We start from the raw sequence: 14,992 nt of genomic DNA, 5'->3' as shown, positions 1-14,992 counted from the left end.
CACGTCGGTCGTCATGGGATCGATCGGTGTCGCAGGCCGGTGCGCGTCGTCGGTGGAAGAGACCTCCGGCGCTTGGACGACCGGAGGATTCTCGATGCAGGTAACACAGCTGGAATGGATCGTCACCCTGGCGGTGACGATCGCCGTTCTGCTGTTCGACGTCGTCGTCATCGGCCGGCGCCCACATGAACCCAGCACCCGCGAGACCGCCACCTACCTGTCGATCTACATCGGCATGGCGGTGCTCTTCGGGCTGTGGGTGTGGTTCTCCCACGGCAGCCAGTTCGGGTTGGAGTTCTTCGCCGGCTGGCTCACCGAGTACAGCCTGTCGGTGGACAACCTGTTCATCTTCTTGATCATCATGGCCAGCTTCAAGGTGCCCCGGGTCTATCAACAGCAGGCCCTGCTGGTGGGGATCATCCTGGCCCTGATCTTCCGCGGCATCTTCATCGCGCTCGGCGCGGTGGCGATCAACCAGTTCTCCTGGGTGTTCTACATTTTCGGCGCGTTCCTGGTGTACACCGCGATCAACCTGGTCCGCGACACCGATCACGACGACGACGGCGACAACGGGGTGGTGCGGTTCGCCCGCAAGCACCTGCGCACCACGGATCAGTGGGACGGCCTGAAGCTCTGGGTGCACGAGAACGGCAAGCGGCTGATGACGCCGATGTTCCTGGTGATCGTCGCGCTGGGCACCACCGACCTGCTGTTCGCGCTCGATTCGATCCCGGCCATCTACGGGCTCACCCAGGAGCCCTACCTGGTGTTCACCGCCAACGTGTTCGCGTTGATGGGCCTGCGCCAGCTGTACTTCCTGCTGGGCGACCTGCTCAAGCGGCTGGTCTACCTGTCGCAGGGGTTGGCGTTCATCCTGGCGTTCATCGGCGTGAAGCTGGTGCTGCACGCGCTGCACGAGAACGAATTGCCATTCATCAACGGCGGCGAGCCGGTGCACGTGCCCGAGATCCCGACGCTGGCCAGCCTCGGCGTGATCGTGGTGACGTTGGCCGTCACCACCGTGGCCAGCCTGTACAAGACCCGGGTGCGGGACGCGCGCTAGTTCCTTGGATTCGGCCTGAACGTAACTCTGTGCAGGTGCGCTATGTGCACATACCGTGGCGGAGTGCGGCTATTCGTGGTGGAAGCAGGGGACTGGATCGAGTTGACCGGCGACGACCGGCCGGCAACCCGGATTTCGGCGCCGGATCTGGCCGCCGCGCGACGGATCTCATCGGGCCTGAAGTCCGACGACGGCGCCGCCTCGGTGATCCTGGACGTCGCCGTCGCGGTGGCCGCCGACTACCGGTCGGCGCGCGGCAGCCTGTCCGTGGCGGGGCCCGAGGCCGGGGCAGCGGCGCAGGTGCGCTACGTCGGGACGGTCGACGGCCTGGCCGGGCTGATCGCTGACATCGAGGCCGCCGGGGTGGCCGACGGGGTCACCCTGATCCCGGTCGGCCCCGACCAGGAACCCCGCGTGCTGGGCGATGATGTGCTGCGTCGCCTCGCGCTCCGCTCATCGGCCCGGGCCTCCTGATCCCGGGGGACGAATCCTTCGGCCGCGGGGGAATTGACGTCGACGCATAGGTATTCTCGATCACGTCGTCACTGAGCAGAGGTCAGCGCGACCGGGGTGACCCCAGTGAGTAAGGACGTGATCCCATGCGCGCAGAAGGCCCGTATCCCTCTGCCACGCTCGCCGGGTTCGGTCCGCACTCAGGGGGCCGACGCCTGTCGTTGCTTCTCGTCGAGGACGACCGCGGTGACGCGTTGTTGGTCGAAGAACAGATCGCCGATGTGGCCGACACCGCCGATATCGACCTCACCTGGGTGCAGTCCATCTCGGCCGCCGAGCAGGCCGTCCTCGGGGCCCGCCCGGACTGTGTGCTGCTGGACCTGAATTTGCCCGACGCCGACGGCATCGACGCACTGCACCGGCTCGGCCGACTCGACCCGACGATTCCGATCATCGTGCTCACCGGTCTGAACGACGAGCACTTCGGCATCTCGGCGGTCGCCTCGGGTGCGCAGGACTACCTCGTCAAGGGCCGGGTCGATCCGGAGATGCTGCGCCGTGCCGTGGTGTATTCGATCGAGCGCAAGCGCGCCGAGCTCACGGCGGTGGACCTGCACGCCAGCCGGCTACGTGAACGCGAGAACGCCCGGCTCGAACGCGGCCTGCTGCCGTCGGCACTGCTGTTGGAGAATCCGGGCGTCGAGATCGTCACCCAGTCCCTGCCGAACCGGCGGGACGCACTGCTGGGCGGGGACTTCTACGACATCGTGCAGACACCCGACCGGACCGTGCACGTGATGATGGGCGATGTCGCCGGCCACGGACCCGACGAGGCCGCGCTCGGGGTGGCGCTGCGGATCGGCTGGCGCGCACTGACGTTCGCCGGGCTGCGGGGAAACGAGCGGATGCGGCAACTCGACCGCATCCTGACCACCGAACGACCCGGCCCGGGAATCTTCGCGACGCTGCTCAGCGTGGCCCTGGAACCCGACACGGGCAGTTACACCGCCGTTCGGGCCGGACATCCGGGCATGCTGGTACAGGGCCACGGCGCAGTGGAATGGGTGGAGCCCACGGCGGGCTCGGCGCTGGGCCTGGGTGCCAGTGAGTGGCCGGTCAACCGGCTGCAACTGCCGGAAGGACACGGACTGCTGTTGCTCACCGACGGATTGTTCGAAGGGCACGCGGGGCCCGGCGGCAGCCGCCTCGGCGAACCGGGCCTGCTCGAGCTGGCGAGATCGCTCGCCGCCCGGCCCGGCCGCGAGTTCGTCGGCGCACTGATCGCCGAGATCGAATCCCGCGCCCGACCGCACGGCGGCCTCAGCGACGACATCGCGCTGATCAGGGTGGAGCGCTCGCCGCGATGAAACTCTCGGTGCAAGGTTGGCAGAACCTGCTGGTGTCGGCGATGTGCGTGATCGTGCTGGCCGGCGCGATCGCAGGTGTCGGCCTCGTCGGTCGCACCGACGCGGTCTCGCGTGAGCTGATCGACCACATCCAGCCGGCCCGGGTCGCCGCCTACCAACTGCAGGCGGCGCTGCGGGACCAGGAGACAGCCGTCCGCGGCTACGCGATCGCCGCCGATCCACGCTTCCTCGACCCCTACGGCGACGGTCAACGTGCCGAGGCCGCGGCCGCCGGGGAGATCCGTGGCTACCTTGCCGACCACGGCCATCTGCTGACCGATCTGGACGCGATCGAAGCCGCGGCCGCGGCATGGCGGTCCTCCTACGCCGAGCCGCTGATCGCGAGCGTCCGGGTTGGCAATCCGACCGTGGTCGAAACCGGCACCGCGGATCGCGGGAAAGCCGAATTCGACCGGCTGCGTGGATTGTTCGACGCTCAGAACGCCAATCTGGGTGCGGCCAGGCAGTCCAGCGTCGACGAGATGGACCAGGTTCGGGGCTGGCGCGACACGGTGGTGATCGCGATGATCGTGGCCTTCTTCGCCATGGCGATTCTGCTGACCATCCTGGTGCGCAGCGCGGTCACCCGGCCGCTGGCCACGCTGGCCGCCTCCTGTCGCAGGATCACCGAGGGCCACTTCGCCGAACGCATCGCGGTGAAGGGCCCCAAGGACATCCGTGCCATCGCCACGGACGTCGAGGACATGCGCCAGCGCGTCGTCGACGAACTCGAAGCCTCACGGTCGGCGCAGGCGGCCCTGGACCAGCAGGCCGAAGAACTGCGCCGCTCCAACGCCGAACTCGAACAGTTCGCCTATGTCGCATCGCACGACCTGCAGGAGCCGCTGCGCAAGGTCGCCTCGTTCTGCCAGTTGCTGGAGAAGCGTTACGGCGACAAACTCGACGAGCGGGGCGTCGAGTACATCGGATTCGCGGTCGACGGCGCCAAGCGGATGCAGGTGCTGATCAACGACCTGCTGACGTTCTCGCGGGTGGGCCGCCTCGGCGCCACCCACACCGAGGTGGATCTCGACGACGCCCTCGACACCGCGCTGAACAACCTCACCACCGCGATCGACGAAGCCGGGGCGCAGGTCGAGCGACCCGCCGAGCCGCTGCCCCGGATCGACGGTGACCCCACACTGATGGCGATGCTGTGGCAGAACCTCATCGGGAATGCGGTGAAATTCCGCCGCGACGGCGAAATCCCGCGGATCGCGATCGAATGTCGGGCCGGCCGGGATGAATTCGCCGATCACTGGGTATTCAGTGTGGCGGACAACGGGATCGGCATCGCCGATGAGTTCGTGGACAAGGTTTTCGTGATCTTCCAGCGCCTACACGCTCGGGACGCGTTCAGCGGCACCGGGATCGGGCTCGCGCTGTGCAAGAAGATCGTCGAACACCACGGCGGAGCCATCTGGATCGACACGTCCTACACCGGGGGCGCCCGGTTCCTGTTCACCCTGCCGGTCACGCCGGCCACCGTGCCCAACCCTGTTCTGCAAGCCCAGCCGGAAGGTAGCCCCGAATGACCTCATCGGAAAGCCGTGCCATCGACATCCTGTTGGTCGAGGACGATCCCGGCGACGAACTGATCACCCGGGAAGCGTTCGAACACAACAAGATCAAGAACAACCTGCACGTCGCGCGCGACGGTGAGGAAGGCCTCGACTTCCTGTACCGCCGTGGGCGTTTCGACGATGCACCGCGACCCGACCTGATCCTGCTCGACCTCAACCTGCCCAAGTACGACGGCCGCCAGTTGCTGGAGCAGATAAAGTCCGACCCCGAGCTGTGCCACATCCCGATCGTGGTGCTGACCACGTCGTCGGCCGAAGAGGACATCCTGCGCAGCTACAAACTGCACGCCAACGCCTACGTCACCAAACCCGTCGACCTGGACCAGTTCATGAGTGCGGTCCGCCAGATCGACGAGTTCTTCGTTCAGGTGGTGCGGCTTCCGCAGCCCTGATCGACGTGATCCCACTGCAGGTGCACCGTGGTGCCGGCATGGTTGGAGTCGATCACGGTGCGATCGGTGAGCGCGCGCATCAGCGGGATGCCCCGGCCGCGCGCCGGGTTGGTGTGGTCGGTCTCGCCGATCCGCCACACGCCTTCGTCGGTGACGGTCACCGTCAGTACCGCCGCGTCGTCGTCGTAGTGCGCCTGTACCTGCATCGCGCCGGGCGCAGGCGCATCGACGTAGGCGAATTCCGCGGCGTTGGCCAGGGCTTCGTTCACCGCCAGCACGACATCGCTGGCCCTTGTCGGGTCGAGGGCCAGATGCGTGCTCAGCCAACTGGAGAATTCACGACGTATCTGCGCCGCGTTCTCGGGCGCGGCGGTGACGTTCTTCGTGAAGTGTGCTGACTGGCCTGCGTCTGTCATAACGACCTGCTGGCTACCCTTCGCCGGTTACGTCGTGAGTGCGGTCAACGCCTCATCGAGGGTCGGGTACAGATCGACGACCTCGTCGATGCCGACCAATTTGAGGGGGCGGCTGGTGGCAGGTCCGTCGGCGACCACCGCGAACCGCACGGCCTCGCCCAGATCCTGCTTCGCCGCGACCAGCACGCCCATGCCGGCCGAGGCCAGGAATTCCACCGCGCCGAGATCCACGACGATCCCCGCCGGCGAGCTCTTCGCGGCGGCACGGATGGCTTCCTCGAGTTTGGGCGCGGTGAGCATGTCGACCGTGCCGGATACTGCCAACACGCTGATCTCGTCGGTGCGTCTTTCTTCCACACTGCAACTCACCGGATTCGGCTGAGTCATCGTCACCTCCGACGGGTTCTGCGCATATGGAGACAGTCGGCAAATACTAGCCGGTGTGACCGCTGTGCCGCTGCCGCGCCCCCGGGCGCGCGCAGTCACCAGTTGTAAAACCCGCCTTCGGGTCCGAGCATGCGCTCCAACCGAGCCCGGTTGATCCGGGCCAGCTCGTTGCGGACCACCTTGCGTTCGGTCTCCAGATCGTTGTGCAGCCGTTCGGCCAGGGCCGCCAGGGCTGCGCCGGTGTCGCAGCCGGCGCCGCACATCACGAAGCTGAAGCCGAACTGCCGGTGATAGCGCCGGCATGCCTCGTCGTCGGCGACCGAGCACGGATAGGCCTGCAACATCCGGTCGATCGAATCCTCGCCGAGGCTGAACAGCAACGTGTCGGCCTGCCGGAAGAACGAGCAGTGGTCGGTGTAGGGGCGCCCGCCGGCCAGATCGGCCGACAACACCACGCTGTAACAACACTCGTAGACGGCGTGCACCGCGCGCCGCAGCGGCAGCGCGTTGTACGCCTCAAGACCCATGCCCTGATGCATGAACACCTGGTCAATGATCGTCTGCCCAGGGCACACAGGAGTTACCCCGTGTTACGGCGAGGCTAACTCTGCTCCAGATCTAGTGACCGGAGGTCTTGAACCGCTCGATCGAGCGCTGCAGTTCGGCCTCGGCCTCTTCGCGTCCCACCCAGTCGGCGGTCTTGACGAACTTGCCCGGCTCCAGGTCCTTGTAGTGCACGAAGAAGTGCTTGATCGCGTCGAGTTCGAACTGCGACACGTCGCCGAGATCCTGGACGTGGTCCCAGCGCGGGTCGCCGGCCGGCACGCACAGCAGCTTGTCGTCGCCGCCGGCCTCGTCGGTCATCTTGAACATCGCCACCGGGCGGGCCTCGACGGTGCAGCCGGGGAACACCGACTCGGGCAGCAGCACCAGCGCATCCAGCGGGTCGCCGTCCTCGCCGAGGGTGTCCTCGAAGAACCCGTAGTCGGCCGGGTAGCCCATCGGGGTGTAGAGGTAGCGGTCGAGCTTGACCCGGCCGGTCTCGTGGTCAACCTCGTACTTGTTGCGTGAACCCTTCGGGATCTCGATGACGACGTCGAACTTCACCGTCGCGGCTCCTTCGCATCTGCGGTCAGGCGGGGGTCGTCGGGCGACGACGCGGGTCAACCCTAAACGAGCGATAGTCTGGCTGAAACGGGTGGCTCGTTCCCACCACCGGCAGAGCAGGAGAACTATGCGGCCCACTCGGTGGCGGCAGTCCACCCATGTGGCGGTTGGCGTCGTGGTCGTGATGCTGGTCGCTGCCGTCGTCGCGGTCGCCGGCCTGCTGTCCGGGGACCGGTCCAGCGATGCCGCCGCGGTCGAGCCGGCCCCGGCGGCCGCGACCGCCAGCCCCGGCGTCGTCCCGGTCGACATGTCCGCACCCAGCCCCACCGTGAGCGGCCTGGCGGCGGCGCTGGCGCCGGCGCTGGCCAACCCCGATCTCGGCGACGTCACCGGCCGGATCACCGATGCCGAGACGGGCGCCGAACTGTGGGAGCAGAACTCCGGGGTGCCGATGCAGCCGGCCTCGGTCAACAAGGTGCTGACCACCGCGGCTGCGCTGCTCACCCTGGACCGCAACGCACGGCTGGCCACCACGGTGCTGGCCGTCGACTCGCAGCCCGGCCTGGTGGTGCTCAAAGGTGGTGGGGACACCACCCTTTCAGCGGCCCCGGCCGACACCGACACCTGGTACAAGGGTGCGGCCCGGATCAGCGATCTGGCCGAGCAGGTGCGCAACAGCGGCATCACGGTCACCGCGGTGCGGGTGGACACCAGCGCCTACAGCGGCCCGGCGATGGCGCCCGGCTGGGATCCCGCCGACATCGAGGGCGGCGACATCGCACCGATGGAACCGGTGATGCTCGACGGTGGCCGGATCCAGCCGACGACGGTGGAGTCCAGACGGTCGACGACACCGGCGCTGGACGCCGGCCGGGCCCTGGCCGTCGCGCTGCGGGTGGATCCGACGACGGTGACGGTGCTGCCCGCCGCCGTGCCCGGCGCCCGGCAGATCGCCGCGGTGCAATCCGCGCCGCTGATCGAACGGCTGCGCCAGATGATGAACGAATCCGACAACGTGATGGCCGAGTCCATTGCCCGCGAAGTGGCCGCCCAGCTCAACCGGCCGCAGAGTTTCGACGGCGGTGTCGACGCCGTGCTGAGCCAGCTCGAGGGGATCGGGATCGACACCTCGGCAGCCAAGCTGGTCGATTCGAGCGGCCTGTCGGTCGATGACCGGCTGACCGCCCGGATCCTCGACGAGGTGGTCAACATCGCGGCCGGCAACACCGAACCGGCCATGCGGCCCCTGGTGGACCTGCTGCCCGTCGCCGGCGGCAGCGGCACGCTGTCCAACCGCTACCTCGACACCGTCGCCGGCCGGAACGCGGCGGGCTGGCTGCGGGCCAAGACCGGTTCGTTGACCGGGACCAACTCGCTGGCCGGCATCGTCACCGATCGCAACGGGCGGGTGCTGACATTCGCCCTGATCTCAAACAACGCCGGGCCCACCGGCCGCACCGCGATCGACGCGCTGGCCGCGGTGCTGCGTTCGTGCGGATGTGGGACGTGAGCGAGCGGTCCACGATCACCGCGGGTCGCGCGGTCGACTGGGATTTCGCCGCGACCGTCGGGGCCAAGCTGGCCCGGCCGACCCCGGCCACCACCGATTACACCCGCAACCAGGTGATCGAGCAGCTCTCGGAGAGCTCGAAGGCCGCCGAGTTGCCGGTGCGGGAGGTCACCGGCCTGATCGAGGGCGCGACGATTCCCGAGGCCCGGGTGGTCGATCGTCCCGAGTGGATCCGGGCGGCCACCCGGTCGATGCGGGTGATGACAAGCGGTGGCGCCGAACCGGACAGCCACAAGCCGGGATTCATCACGGGACGGGTGACGGGTGCGCAGACCGGCGCGGTGTTGTCGTTCGTCTCCACCGGCATCCTGGGCCAGTACGATCCGTTCGGCCCCGACGGCGGTGAGCTGTTGCTGGTGTACCCCAACGTCATCGCGGTGGAGCGCCAGTTACGGGTCGCCCCAGCCGATTTCCGGCTGTGGGTGTGTCTGCACGAGGTCACCCACCGGGTGCAGTTCCGGGCCAATCCGTGGCTGGCCGACCACATGTCGCAGGCGTTGGCGGTGCTCACCTCCGATGCCGGCGAGGACGTCACCGAGATGGCGGGCCGGCTTGCACAGTTCGTCCACGATCAACGCAATGGTCAAGCGGCGGACACGAATTCGACCGGCGTGATCGGCCTGATGCGCGCCGTGCAGGCCGAACCGCAGCGCCGCGCCCTGGATCAACTGCTGGTGCTGGGCACCCTGCTGGAAGGCCACGCCGACCATGTGATGGATGCGGTGGGCCCGGCGGTGGTGCCGTCGGTGGCGACGATCCGTCGCCGCTTCGACGAGCGCCGGCAGCGCAAGCAGCCGCCGCTGCAGCGGTTGGTACGTGCGCTGCTGGGCTTCGACGCCAAGCTCAGCCAGTACACCCGCGGTAAGGCGTTCGTCGACCACGTGGTGTCCGCGGTGGGGATGGCCCGGTTCAACGCGATCTGGTCGGGCCCCGAGACGCTGCCGCACCCCGATGAGATCGACGAGCCGCAACGATGGATCGACCGGGTGCTGTAGCCGCGCTGCGGCACGCGGTGGCGGCGGCCGGCGCGGAGATCGAGGGTACGCGCTGGTGCGTGGCGCTGTCGGGCGGGCCGGATTCGCTGGCGCTCACCGCGATCGCGGCGAACCTGCGGCCGACCACCGCGTTGATCGTCGACCACCGGCTGCAACCGGCCTCCGACGCCGTCGCCAACGTGGCGCGCGATCAGGCCCTGAAGTTGGGATGTGTTGCAGTGCAAGTTCTTTCAGTCGATGTCGGGCGTGCCGGCGGGCTGGAGGCGGCCGCGCGTCAGGCCCGCTACGGCGCCCTGGACGCGGCCCGGGACGGGATGCCGGTTCTGCTCGGCCACACCCTCGACGATCAGGCCGAAACTGTCCTGCTCGGGCTGGGCCGCGGTTCGGGTGCCCGCTCGATCGCCGGCATGCGACCCCACGACCCGCCCTGGCACCGGCCGCTGCTCGGCGTGCGGCGGGCGCTGACTCACGCGGTGTGCGACGAACTCGGCCTCAACGCCTGGCAGGACCCGCACAACGCCGAACCCCGATTCACCCGGGCCCGACTGCGGCACGAGGTGCTGCCGCTGCTGGAGGACGTGCTCGGCGGCGGGGTGGCCGAGGCGCTGGCCCGCACCGCCACCGCGCTGCGCGAGGACACCGAGACGCTCGACGAGCTGGCCCACCGGCACCTGGCGGCGGCGCGGACACCGGACGGCGCGCTGGACACCGCCCAGCTGGCCACCCTGCCCGCCGCCGTCCGCCGCCGGGTCATCCGAGCCTGGCTGCTGGACGGCGGGGCCTGTGATCTCACCGACATCCAGATCCGCGCGGTCGACCGGCTGGTGACCGACTGGCGCGGGCAGGGTGGCGTCGCCGTCGGGTCCGGGCTGCGCAAACAGCGATTGTTCGCGGCCCGACGTGACGGCGCTCTGAAACTGCACACCGAACCCGTCTGAGCGGCGCGCGTTGGTCACGCGTTGGTCAACCGCCCCCTCGACATGGCACGCTGTTCGGGTGGCTGTCGATTCTGCCGAGCTGTACGCGGGAGACATCAAATCGGTGCTGTTGTCCGAGGAGCAGATCCGGACCCGCACCGCCGAGCTGGCGGAGATGATCGCCGAGGAATATCGGGACAATCTGGGCAGCGACGACCTGCTCCTGGTGACCGTGCTCAAGGGCGCGGTCATGTTCGTCACCGATCTGGCCCGCACCATCCCGCTGCCCACGCAGCTGGAGTTCATGGCCGTCAGCTCCTACGGCTCGTCGACGTCGTCCTCGGGCGTGGTGCGCATCCTCAAGGACCTCGACCGCGACATCAACGATCGCGACGTGCTGATCGTCGAGGACATCATCGACTCCGGGCTGACCCTGTCCTGGTTGCTGCGCAACCTGGCCACCCGGCACCCGCGCTCACTGCGGGTGTGCACCCTGCTGCGCAAACCCGAGGCGGTGCGCGCCGAACTCGACGTCGCCTACGTGGGCTTCGACATCCCCAACGAGTTCGTCGTCGGATACGGCCTGGACTACGCCGAGCGGTACCGCGACCTGCCCTACATTGGCACGCTCGACCCCAGGGTGTACGAGACGCCCTGAGTCTGTGCCGAAACCGCATTCCAGCCGCGTCTTACTCGCACTTTCTCTGCTGGAATGCCATTTCGGCGGGAAGCGGGTCAGATCAGGTGAGCTCCCAGATCACCGTCACCGAGAAGTCCACCGTCTGCTGACCGGGTTCCAGCGGAACCGCCTGCATCGCCGCCCGGGGCATCGGGGTGGGAGCCGGCGGCGTGGAACCACCGGGCTGCTCGGATATCGACAACACCTTGCCGAGTTGCAGCCCGGACAGTCCGGCGTACTGCTCGGCGCGGTCCCTGGCGTCGTCGAACGCCCGGGCCCGTGCGTCGTTCACCAGGTCGGAGTCGTCTTCGATCGAGTAGTCCACCGAGTTGATCCGGGTGGCGTCCCCGCCGGTGCTCGCGATCAACGCCAGGGTCTGCGAGGCCTTGGCGGTGTCGCGGATCTTGACCTTGATGGCATTGCCGGCCCGATAGCCTGAGATCACGCTGTCGGTGAACTGCGGTTGCACGCTGACCTGGGTGGTGCTGATGTCCTTGCGGTCGATGCCGGAGCCGACGAGCGCGTCGATCACGGCCTGCTGCCGCTGGCTGGACTGGTTGAGCGCCCCTGACACATCCGGGGCGGTGAACTCCATCGCCACATCGGCGGTCAGGGTGTCCGGCACGCCCTCGACCTGGCCGGAGCCGACGACCGTCACCTGCCGCGCCCCGGCCGGCGGGGCGGCGCCCGGCCCGCTGGTCGCGTCGCATCCGCCGACGCCCACCGCCACCAGGCCGGCCGCCGCGGCACCCAGTACCCGCAACTTCACATTCGTCATGGCGTCACCAGCACCTTGCAGTGGTGGTCGGGGGAGGCCAGTTCGTCGAAGGCGGTGGCCACCCCGTCCAGGCCCACCGAGCCGGTGATCATGGGTGCCACGTCGATGTCGCCCTCGGCGATCGCGCGCAGCGAGCCCGCGAATTCGTCGGGGTCGTAACCGAAGACGAACTGGATGCTGATCTGCTTGGTGATGGCGTAGAACGGGTGCACCGTGTCGGGCTGCATACACACCCCGGCCACCACCAGGCGGGCGCCGGCCGGGGCCCGGCGCAGCACGTCGTCGATCAACCCGGGCGCACCGACGGCCTCGAACACCACCGCGGGCGTGCTGTGGTGGAACGGTGAATCCTGGCCGGGGTCGATCGTGGTGTGCGCGCCCATGGTGGCCGCCAGCGCCCGCCGGGTGGCGGAAAAATCGGACGCCACGATGGTGCGGACGCCGCGCAGCTTCAGTGCCGCGATGATGGCGATGCCGACCGGACCGCAGCCGATGACGAGTGCGGTGTCGGCGGGTTCGATGCGCGACGCGTTCACCGCGTGCAGGCCCACGGCCATCGGCTCGGTGAGCGCGGCATGTTCGGCGCTCAGCCCATTGGGGACCGGCAGCAACAGCGGAGCCGAGAGCAACATCTTCTCGGCGTAGCCACCCACCGCGGTGTTGCTGTACACCAGCATGTCCATTCCGGTGGCCGACAGCAGCACCGGCACCGAGGTGACCAGGGTGCCGGCCGGCGGGGCGTCGGTGCCCGGTCCGGCGTCGAGGATCTCGGCACTGAACTCGTGGCCCATATAGATGTCGCCGGCCAGATCGATGTCGAGGGCGGGCATGCCCTCCATGTCGGCGCCCGCGGCCAGCATGTCGGCGCCGTGGCTGGCGAAGTGCAGGTCGGATCCGCAGATGCCGCAGGCCTTCACGTCGACAAGCACCTGCCCTGGCCCCGGTACCGGATCGGGCACGTCGTCGCGGACCACCATTCGGCCCTCGCGTAGTACGGCGGCACGCATCAACTCTTCCCTTCGCTGTCCTCGGAGGTGTGCTCGGTGATGGCGTTGACGATGGCCTGCCCGGCCCGGCCCAGCAGCTGATCCCGCATGCCCTTGGCCCAGTCGTGCGACGCCCGGGCAGCCGTGAGCTGCCCCTTGAAATGCGGGATCACCTCGCGGGCGAACAGCTCGTAGGAGTGGAACGTCGCCGCCGGTGTCGCCCAGTCGTGGCCCAGGAGTAGTAGGGTGCCGAACCCGCCGGAACGGTCGAGCAGGTCCTGGATGTAGGCGATCGCGTCGGCGGTGGTGCCGATACAGCAATTGCCCTTGGCCGCATAGTTTTCCACGAACTCATACGCCGACTCGGTGGCCTCGGTCTGCTCGGACAGCGGGACGAAACCGGCAGCGCCGAAGTAGTTGGCGAAATCCTGCAGGCCGTAGGTGCAGTCCTCGATGGCCTGCTCACGGGTGTCGGCGAGGTGGACGATGCCCAGCACCCGCCAGTTCTGCCGGTCCGGTTCTGCCCGGCCCGATTTGGCGGCCTGGTCGCACACCACGTCCCAGGTGGTCTCGAGCGCCGCATAGCCGCCGGGTACCGACATCGACAGTGACAGCAGCGAGGTGCCCAACGCCCCGGCCAATCGCGGACCGGACGGGGAAACCATTGCCGCGGTGGAAATTTCGGGATACGGCCAGGTGTACGGCCGGATGTGCAGGGCGGCGTCGCGCAACGTGAACCAGTCGGTTTCGCGGCTGATTCGCTCGTCGGGAGCGGCGCGGAACAGGGCCAGGATGGCCTCCAGCGATTCCTGCATCATCGGCCGCTGGTCCACCGGGTCGATCCCCATCATGTAGGCATCCGAGGGCAGCGCACCCGGCCCGGTGCCGAACATCACTCGGCCACGGGTCAGGTGGTCGAGCAGCACCCAGCGATCGGCCACCATCAGCGGGTGGTGGTATGGCAGGGACACCACGCCGGTGCCCAGCCGGATGTGGCGGGTCCGTTCGGCCGCGGCGGCGATGAATACCTCCGGGCAGGCGATGAGTTCGTAACCGCCCGAATGGTGTTCGCCGAACCAGGCCTCGTCGTAGCCGAGCCGGTCCAGCGCCTCGACCCGGTCCATGTCGTATTGCAGTGCGGTGGTGGGAGATTGGCCGACCGGATGGAACGGCGTGATGAACACGCCGAAGTTCAACGGCCTCATCGCATCCTGTTGGCTCTTCGCGCGAGCGCTCATCGCATCCTGTTGGCTCTTCGCGCGAGCGCTCATCGCACCCCCTCCAGGAACTCCAACAGCGCCGCGTTCACCTCATCGGGCCGTTCCTGCTGCAACCAGTGCCCGGCGCCGTCGAGCAGCACCTCGCGGTAGTCGCCGGTGACCACGTCGCGCACCCGGTCGCGCGGGGTGAAGCCCAGCACCGGATCGGCGCTGCCGGCCAGGAACAGCGTGGGCACCGTGATGGTGGGCGCGGGGGTGTTCTCGGTCAGTTCCCAGTTCCGGTCGAAGTTGCGGTACCAGTTCAGCGGCCCGGTGAAGCCGGTTCGCGTGAACTCGGCGATGTAGTGGTCGAGTTCGTCCTGGGTGATCCAGTCGGGGAGACTCACGGGTTCGGGCAGCCGGTCGATGAAACCCTCGGGTCCGGGCGCGGTCATTCGCTGCGCCGCGAACTCGTCGCCGGTGGTGCGTAGGCCGCCGATCATCCGGCGCAAGGCCCGGGCCGGGTCGGCGCTCAACGCGGCGTCGGCCACCCCGGGCTCCTGGAAATACAGGATGTAGAAGAAGTTGTCGCCGAAGATCTTGCGCCAGATCTGCGTCGGCGGGGCAGGCGCCCGGGGCACCGGCGGCACGCTCATGGCCACCACCGCGCGGACCCGGTCGGGATAGAACAGCGGGAAATTGGTCGCCACCGGCGAACCCCAGTCGTGCCCGACGATCACCGCCTGTTCGGCGCCGACATCATCCAGCAACCCGGCGATGTCGGCGGTCAGTTCGGTGATGTTGTAGGCGCCGATCTCCTCCGGCCGCGACGAGCCGCCGTAACCGCGCTGGTCAGGGGCCAGAACGTGATAGCCGGCGGCGGCCAGGGCCGGGATCTGGTGGCGCCACGAGTAGGCCAACTCGGGAAAACCATGGGCCAGCACGACCACCGGGTTCCCGCGTTCACCCGCCTCGGTCACCGTCAACGTCACGCCATTGGTATCGACCGATCGCTCGGTGGGTGTGAGCACGATCTCACCCAAGCACAGCCGCGAGCGTTC

Annotated in this window: 17 protein-coding genes; 9 read left to right on the top strand and 8 right to left on the bottom strand. The window is 68.3% G+C overall.

From position 1 onward, the window contains the following. Positions 1 to 94: 94 nt before the first annotated feature. The 5 genes from FR943_RS24000 (at position 95) to FR943_RS23980 (ending at position 4,897) form a co-directional block, all read left to right on the top strand. Positions 95 to 1,063, top strand: coding sequence for a TerC family protein (locus FR943_RS24000; protein ID WP_217160778.1), 969 nt, complete (start codon positions 95 to 97; stop codon positions 1,061 to 1,063). A gap of 42 nt (positions 1,064 to 1,105) precedes the next feature. After that, positions 1,106 to 1,537 carry a hypothetical protein gene (locus FR943_RS23995; RefSeq protein ID WP_217160777.1) on the top strand — a complete coding sequence of 144 codons (432 nt, stop codon included), beginning with the start codon at positions 1,106 to 1,108 and terminating at the stop codon, positions 1,535 to 1,537. A 125-nt stretch (positions 1,538 to 1,662) separates the two neighbouring features. Continuing rightward, a complete protein-coding gene (locus FR943_RS23990; RefSeq protein WP_217160776.1) occupies positions 1,663 to 2,883 on the top strand; it encodes a PP2C family protein-serine/threonine phosphatase in 1,221 nt (406 codons plus the stop codon). Next, positions 2,880 to 4,457, top strand: a complete 1,578-nt coding sequence (locus FR943_RS23985) for a sensor histidine kinase (protein WP_217160775.1) — start codon at positions 2,880 to 2,882, stop codon at positions 4,455 to 4,457. Before FR943_RS23990 ends, FR943_RS23985 begins: the two co-directional genes overlap by 4 nt. Further along, a complete protein-coding gene (locus FR943_RS23980; protein ID WP_217160774.1) occupies positions 4,454 to 4,897 on the top strand; it encodes a response regulator in 444 nt (147 codons plus the stop codon). Before FR943_RS23985 ends, FR943_RS23980 begins: the two co-directional genes overlap by 4 nt. Here the strand turns inward: FR943_RS23980 and FR943_RS23975 are convergent. The 4 genes from FR943_RS23975 to FR943_RS23960 form a co-directional block, all read right to left on the bottom strand. Then, complete coding sequence (locus FR943_RS23975) at positions 4,870 to 5,313, bottom strand: ATP-binding protein (protein ID WP_217160773.1); 444 nt, start codon at positions 5,311 to 5,313, stop codon at positions 4,870 to 4,872. The genes FR943_RS23980 and FR943_RS23975 overlap by 28 nt on opposite strands. A gap of 27 nt (positions 5,314 to 5,340) precedes the next feature. Beyond that, positions 5,341 to 5,700 (bottom strand): STAS domain-containing protein, encoded by a 360-nt coding sequence (locus FR943_RS23970; protein ID WP_217160772.1) that lies wholly within the window; start codon positions 5,698 to 5,700, stop codon positions 5,341 to 5,343. Between the two features lie 95 nt (positions 5,701 to 5,795). Further along, positions 5,796 to 6,239: a 2-oxo-4-hydroxy-4-carboxy-5-ureidoimidazoline decarboxylase gene (locus FR943_RS23965; RefSeq protein ID WP_217160818.1), complete on the bottom strand. Its 444-nt coding sequence runs from the start codon at positions 6,237 to 6,239 to the stop codon at positions 5,796 to 5,798. A 79-nt stretch (positions 6,240 to 6,318) separates the two neighbouring features. Next, the gene (locus tag FR943_RS23960) at positions 6,319 to 6,807 is read right to left on the bottom strand and encodes an inorganic diphosphatase (RefSeq protein WP_217160771.1); all 489 of its coding nucleotides are present in this window, start codon (positions 6,805 to 6,807) and stop codon (positions 6,319 to 6,321) included. A gap of 127 nt (positions 6,808 to 6,934) precedes the next feature. Between FR943_RS23960 and dacB the strand changes: the two genes are divergently transcribed. The 4 genes from dacB to hpt are packed head-to-tail and all read left to right on the top strand — an operon-like array spanning position 6,935 to position 10,947. Then, complete coding sequence (dacB, locus tag FR943_RS23955) at positions 6,935 to 8,317, top strand: D-alanyl-D-alanine carboxypeptidase/D-alanyl-D-alanine endopeptidase (protein ID WP_217160770.1); 1,383 nt, start codon at positions 6,935 to 6,937, stop codon at positions 8,315 to 8,317. Continuing rightward, the gene (locus FR943_RS23950) at positions 8,305 to 9,372 is read left to right on the top strand and encodes an Rv3626c family coenzyme F420 biosynthesis-associated protein (RefSeq protein WP_217160769.1); all 1,068 of its coding nucleotides are present in this window, start codon (positions 8,305 to 8,307) and stop codon (positions 9,370 to 9,372) included. Before dacB ends, FR943_RS23950 begins: the two co-directional genes overlap by 13 nt. Further along, positions 9,351 to 10,310, top strand: a complete 960-nt coding sequence (tilS, locus tag FR943_RS23945) for a tRNA lysidine(34) synthetase TilS (protein ID WP_217160768.1) — start codon at positions 9,351 to 9,353, stop codon at positions 10,308 to 10,310. Before FR943_RS23950 ends, tilS begins: the two co-directional genes overlap by 22 nt. Positions 10,311 to 10,368: 58 nt before the next feature. Then, positions 10,369 to 10,947, top strand: coding sequence for a hypoxanthine phosphoribosyltransferase (gene hpt / locus FR943_RS23940; protein WP_217160767.1), 579 nt, complete (start codon positions 10,369 to 10,371; stop codon positions 10,945 to 10,947). Positions 10,948 to 11,029: 82 nt separating this feature from the next. On the opposite strand, the gene FR943_RS23935 is transcribed toward hpt, so the two are convergent. The 4 genes from FR943_RS23935 to FR943_RS23920 all read right to left on the bottom strand — a co-directional run bounded on the left by FR943_RS23935 (position 11,030) and on the right by FR943_RS23920 (position 14,962). Next, on the bottom strand, positions 11,030 to 11,746 hold the full coding sequence (locus FR943_RS23935) for an SIMPL domain-containing protein (protein ID WP_217160766.1): 717 nt from the start codon (positions 11,744 to 11,746) through the stop codon (positions 11,030 to 11,032). Then, entirely contained in the window at positions 11,743 to 12,753 is a 1,011-nt protein-coding gene (locus FR943_RS23930; RefSeq protein ID WP_217160765.1) for a zinc-binding dehydrogenase, read from the bottom strand. Before FR943_RS23930 ends, FR943_RS23935 begins: the two co-directional genes overlap by 4 nt. Continuing rightward, positions 12,753 to 13,937, bottom strand: a complete 1,185-nt coding sequence (locus FR943_RS23925) for an LLM class flavin-dependent oxidoreductase (RefSeq protein ID WP_217160817.1) — start codon at positions 13,935 to 13,937, stop codon at positions 12,753 to 12,755. Before FR943_RS23925 ends, FR943_RS23930 begins: the two co-directional genes overlap by 1 nt. 62 nt (positions 13,938 to 13,999) lie before the next feature. Then, the gene (locus tag FR943_RS23920; RefSeq protein ID WP_217160764.1) at positions 14,000 to 14,962 is read right to left on the bottom strand and encodes an alpha/beta fold hydrolase; all 963 of its coding nucleotides are present in this window, start codon (positions 14,960 to 14,962) and stop codon (positions 14,000 to 14,002) included. Between the last annotated feature and the right edge of the window lie 30 nt (positions 14,963 to 14,992).

Origin of the sequence: [Mycobacterium] fortunisiensis (genome assembly GCF_019050325.1) — a bacterium.
Lineage (GTDB): Bacteria > Actinomycetota > Actinomycetes > Mycobacteriales > Mycobacteriaceae > Mycobacterium > Mycobacterium fortunisiensis.
Note: the sequence above shows the minus strand (reverse complement) of the source record. Positions and strands in the feature narration are given on the sequence as shown.

Coding starts and splice junctions, on each gene's coding strand:
- FR943_RS24000 (WP_217160778.1), top strand. CDS start 95: ATGCAGGTAACACAGCTGGAATGGATCGTCACCCTGGCGGTGACGATC.
- FR943_RS23995 (WP_217160777.1), top strand. CDS start 1,106: ATGTGCACATACCGTGGCGGAGTGCGGCTATTCGTGGTGGAAGCAGGG.
- FR943_RS23990 (WP_217160776.1), top strand. CDS start 1,663: ATGCGCGCAGAAGGCCCGTATCCCTCTGCCACGCTCGCCGGGTTCGGT.
- FR943_RS23985 (WP_217160775.1), top strand. CDS start 2,880: ATGAAACTCTCGGTGCAAGGTTGGCAGAACCTGCTGGTGTCGGCGATG.
- FR943_RS23980 (WP_217160774.1), top strand. CDS start 4,454: ATGACCTCATCGGAAAGCCGTGCCATCGACATCCTGTTGGTCGAGGAC.
- FR943_RS23975 (WP_217160773.1), bottom strand. CDS start 5,313: ATGACAGACGCAGGCCAGTCAGCACACTTCACGAAGAACGTCACCGCC.
- FR943_RS23970 (WP_217160772.1), bottom strand. CDS start 5,700: ATGACTCAGCCGAATCCGGTGAGTTGCAGTGTGGAAGAAAGACGCACC.
- FR943_RS23965 (WP_217160818.1), bottom strand. CDS start 6,239: ATGCATCAGGGCATGGGTCTTGAGGCGTACAACGCGCTGCCGCTGCGG.
- dacB (WP_217160770.1), top strand. CDS start 6,935: ATGCGGCCCACTCGGTGGCGGCAGTCCACCCATGTGGCGGTTGGCGTC.
- FR943_RS23950 (WP_217160769.1), top strand. CDS start 8,305: ATGTGGGACGTGAGCGAGCGGTCCACGATCACCGCGGGTCGCGCGGTC.
- tilS (WP_217160768.1), top strand. CDS start 9,351: ATGGATCGACCGGGTGCTGTAGCCGCGCTGCGGCACGCGGTGGCGGCG.
- FR943_RS23935 (WP_217160766.1), bottom strand. CDS start 11,746: ATGACGAATGTGAAGTTGCGGGTACTGGGTGCCGCGGCGGCCGGCCTG.
- FR943_RS23930 (WP_217160765.1), bottom strand. CDS start 12,753: ATGCGTGCCGCCGTACTACGCGAGGGCCGAATGGTGGTCCGCGACGAC.
- FR943_RS23925 (WP_217160817.1), bottom strand. CDS start 13,937: ATGAGGCCGTTGAACTTCGGCGTGTTCATCACGCCGTTCCATCCGGTC.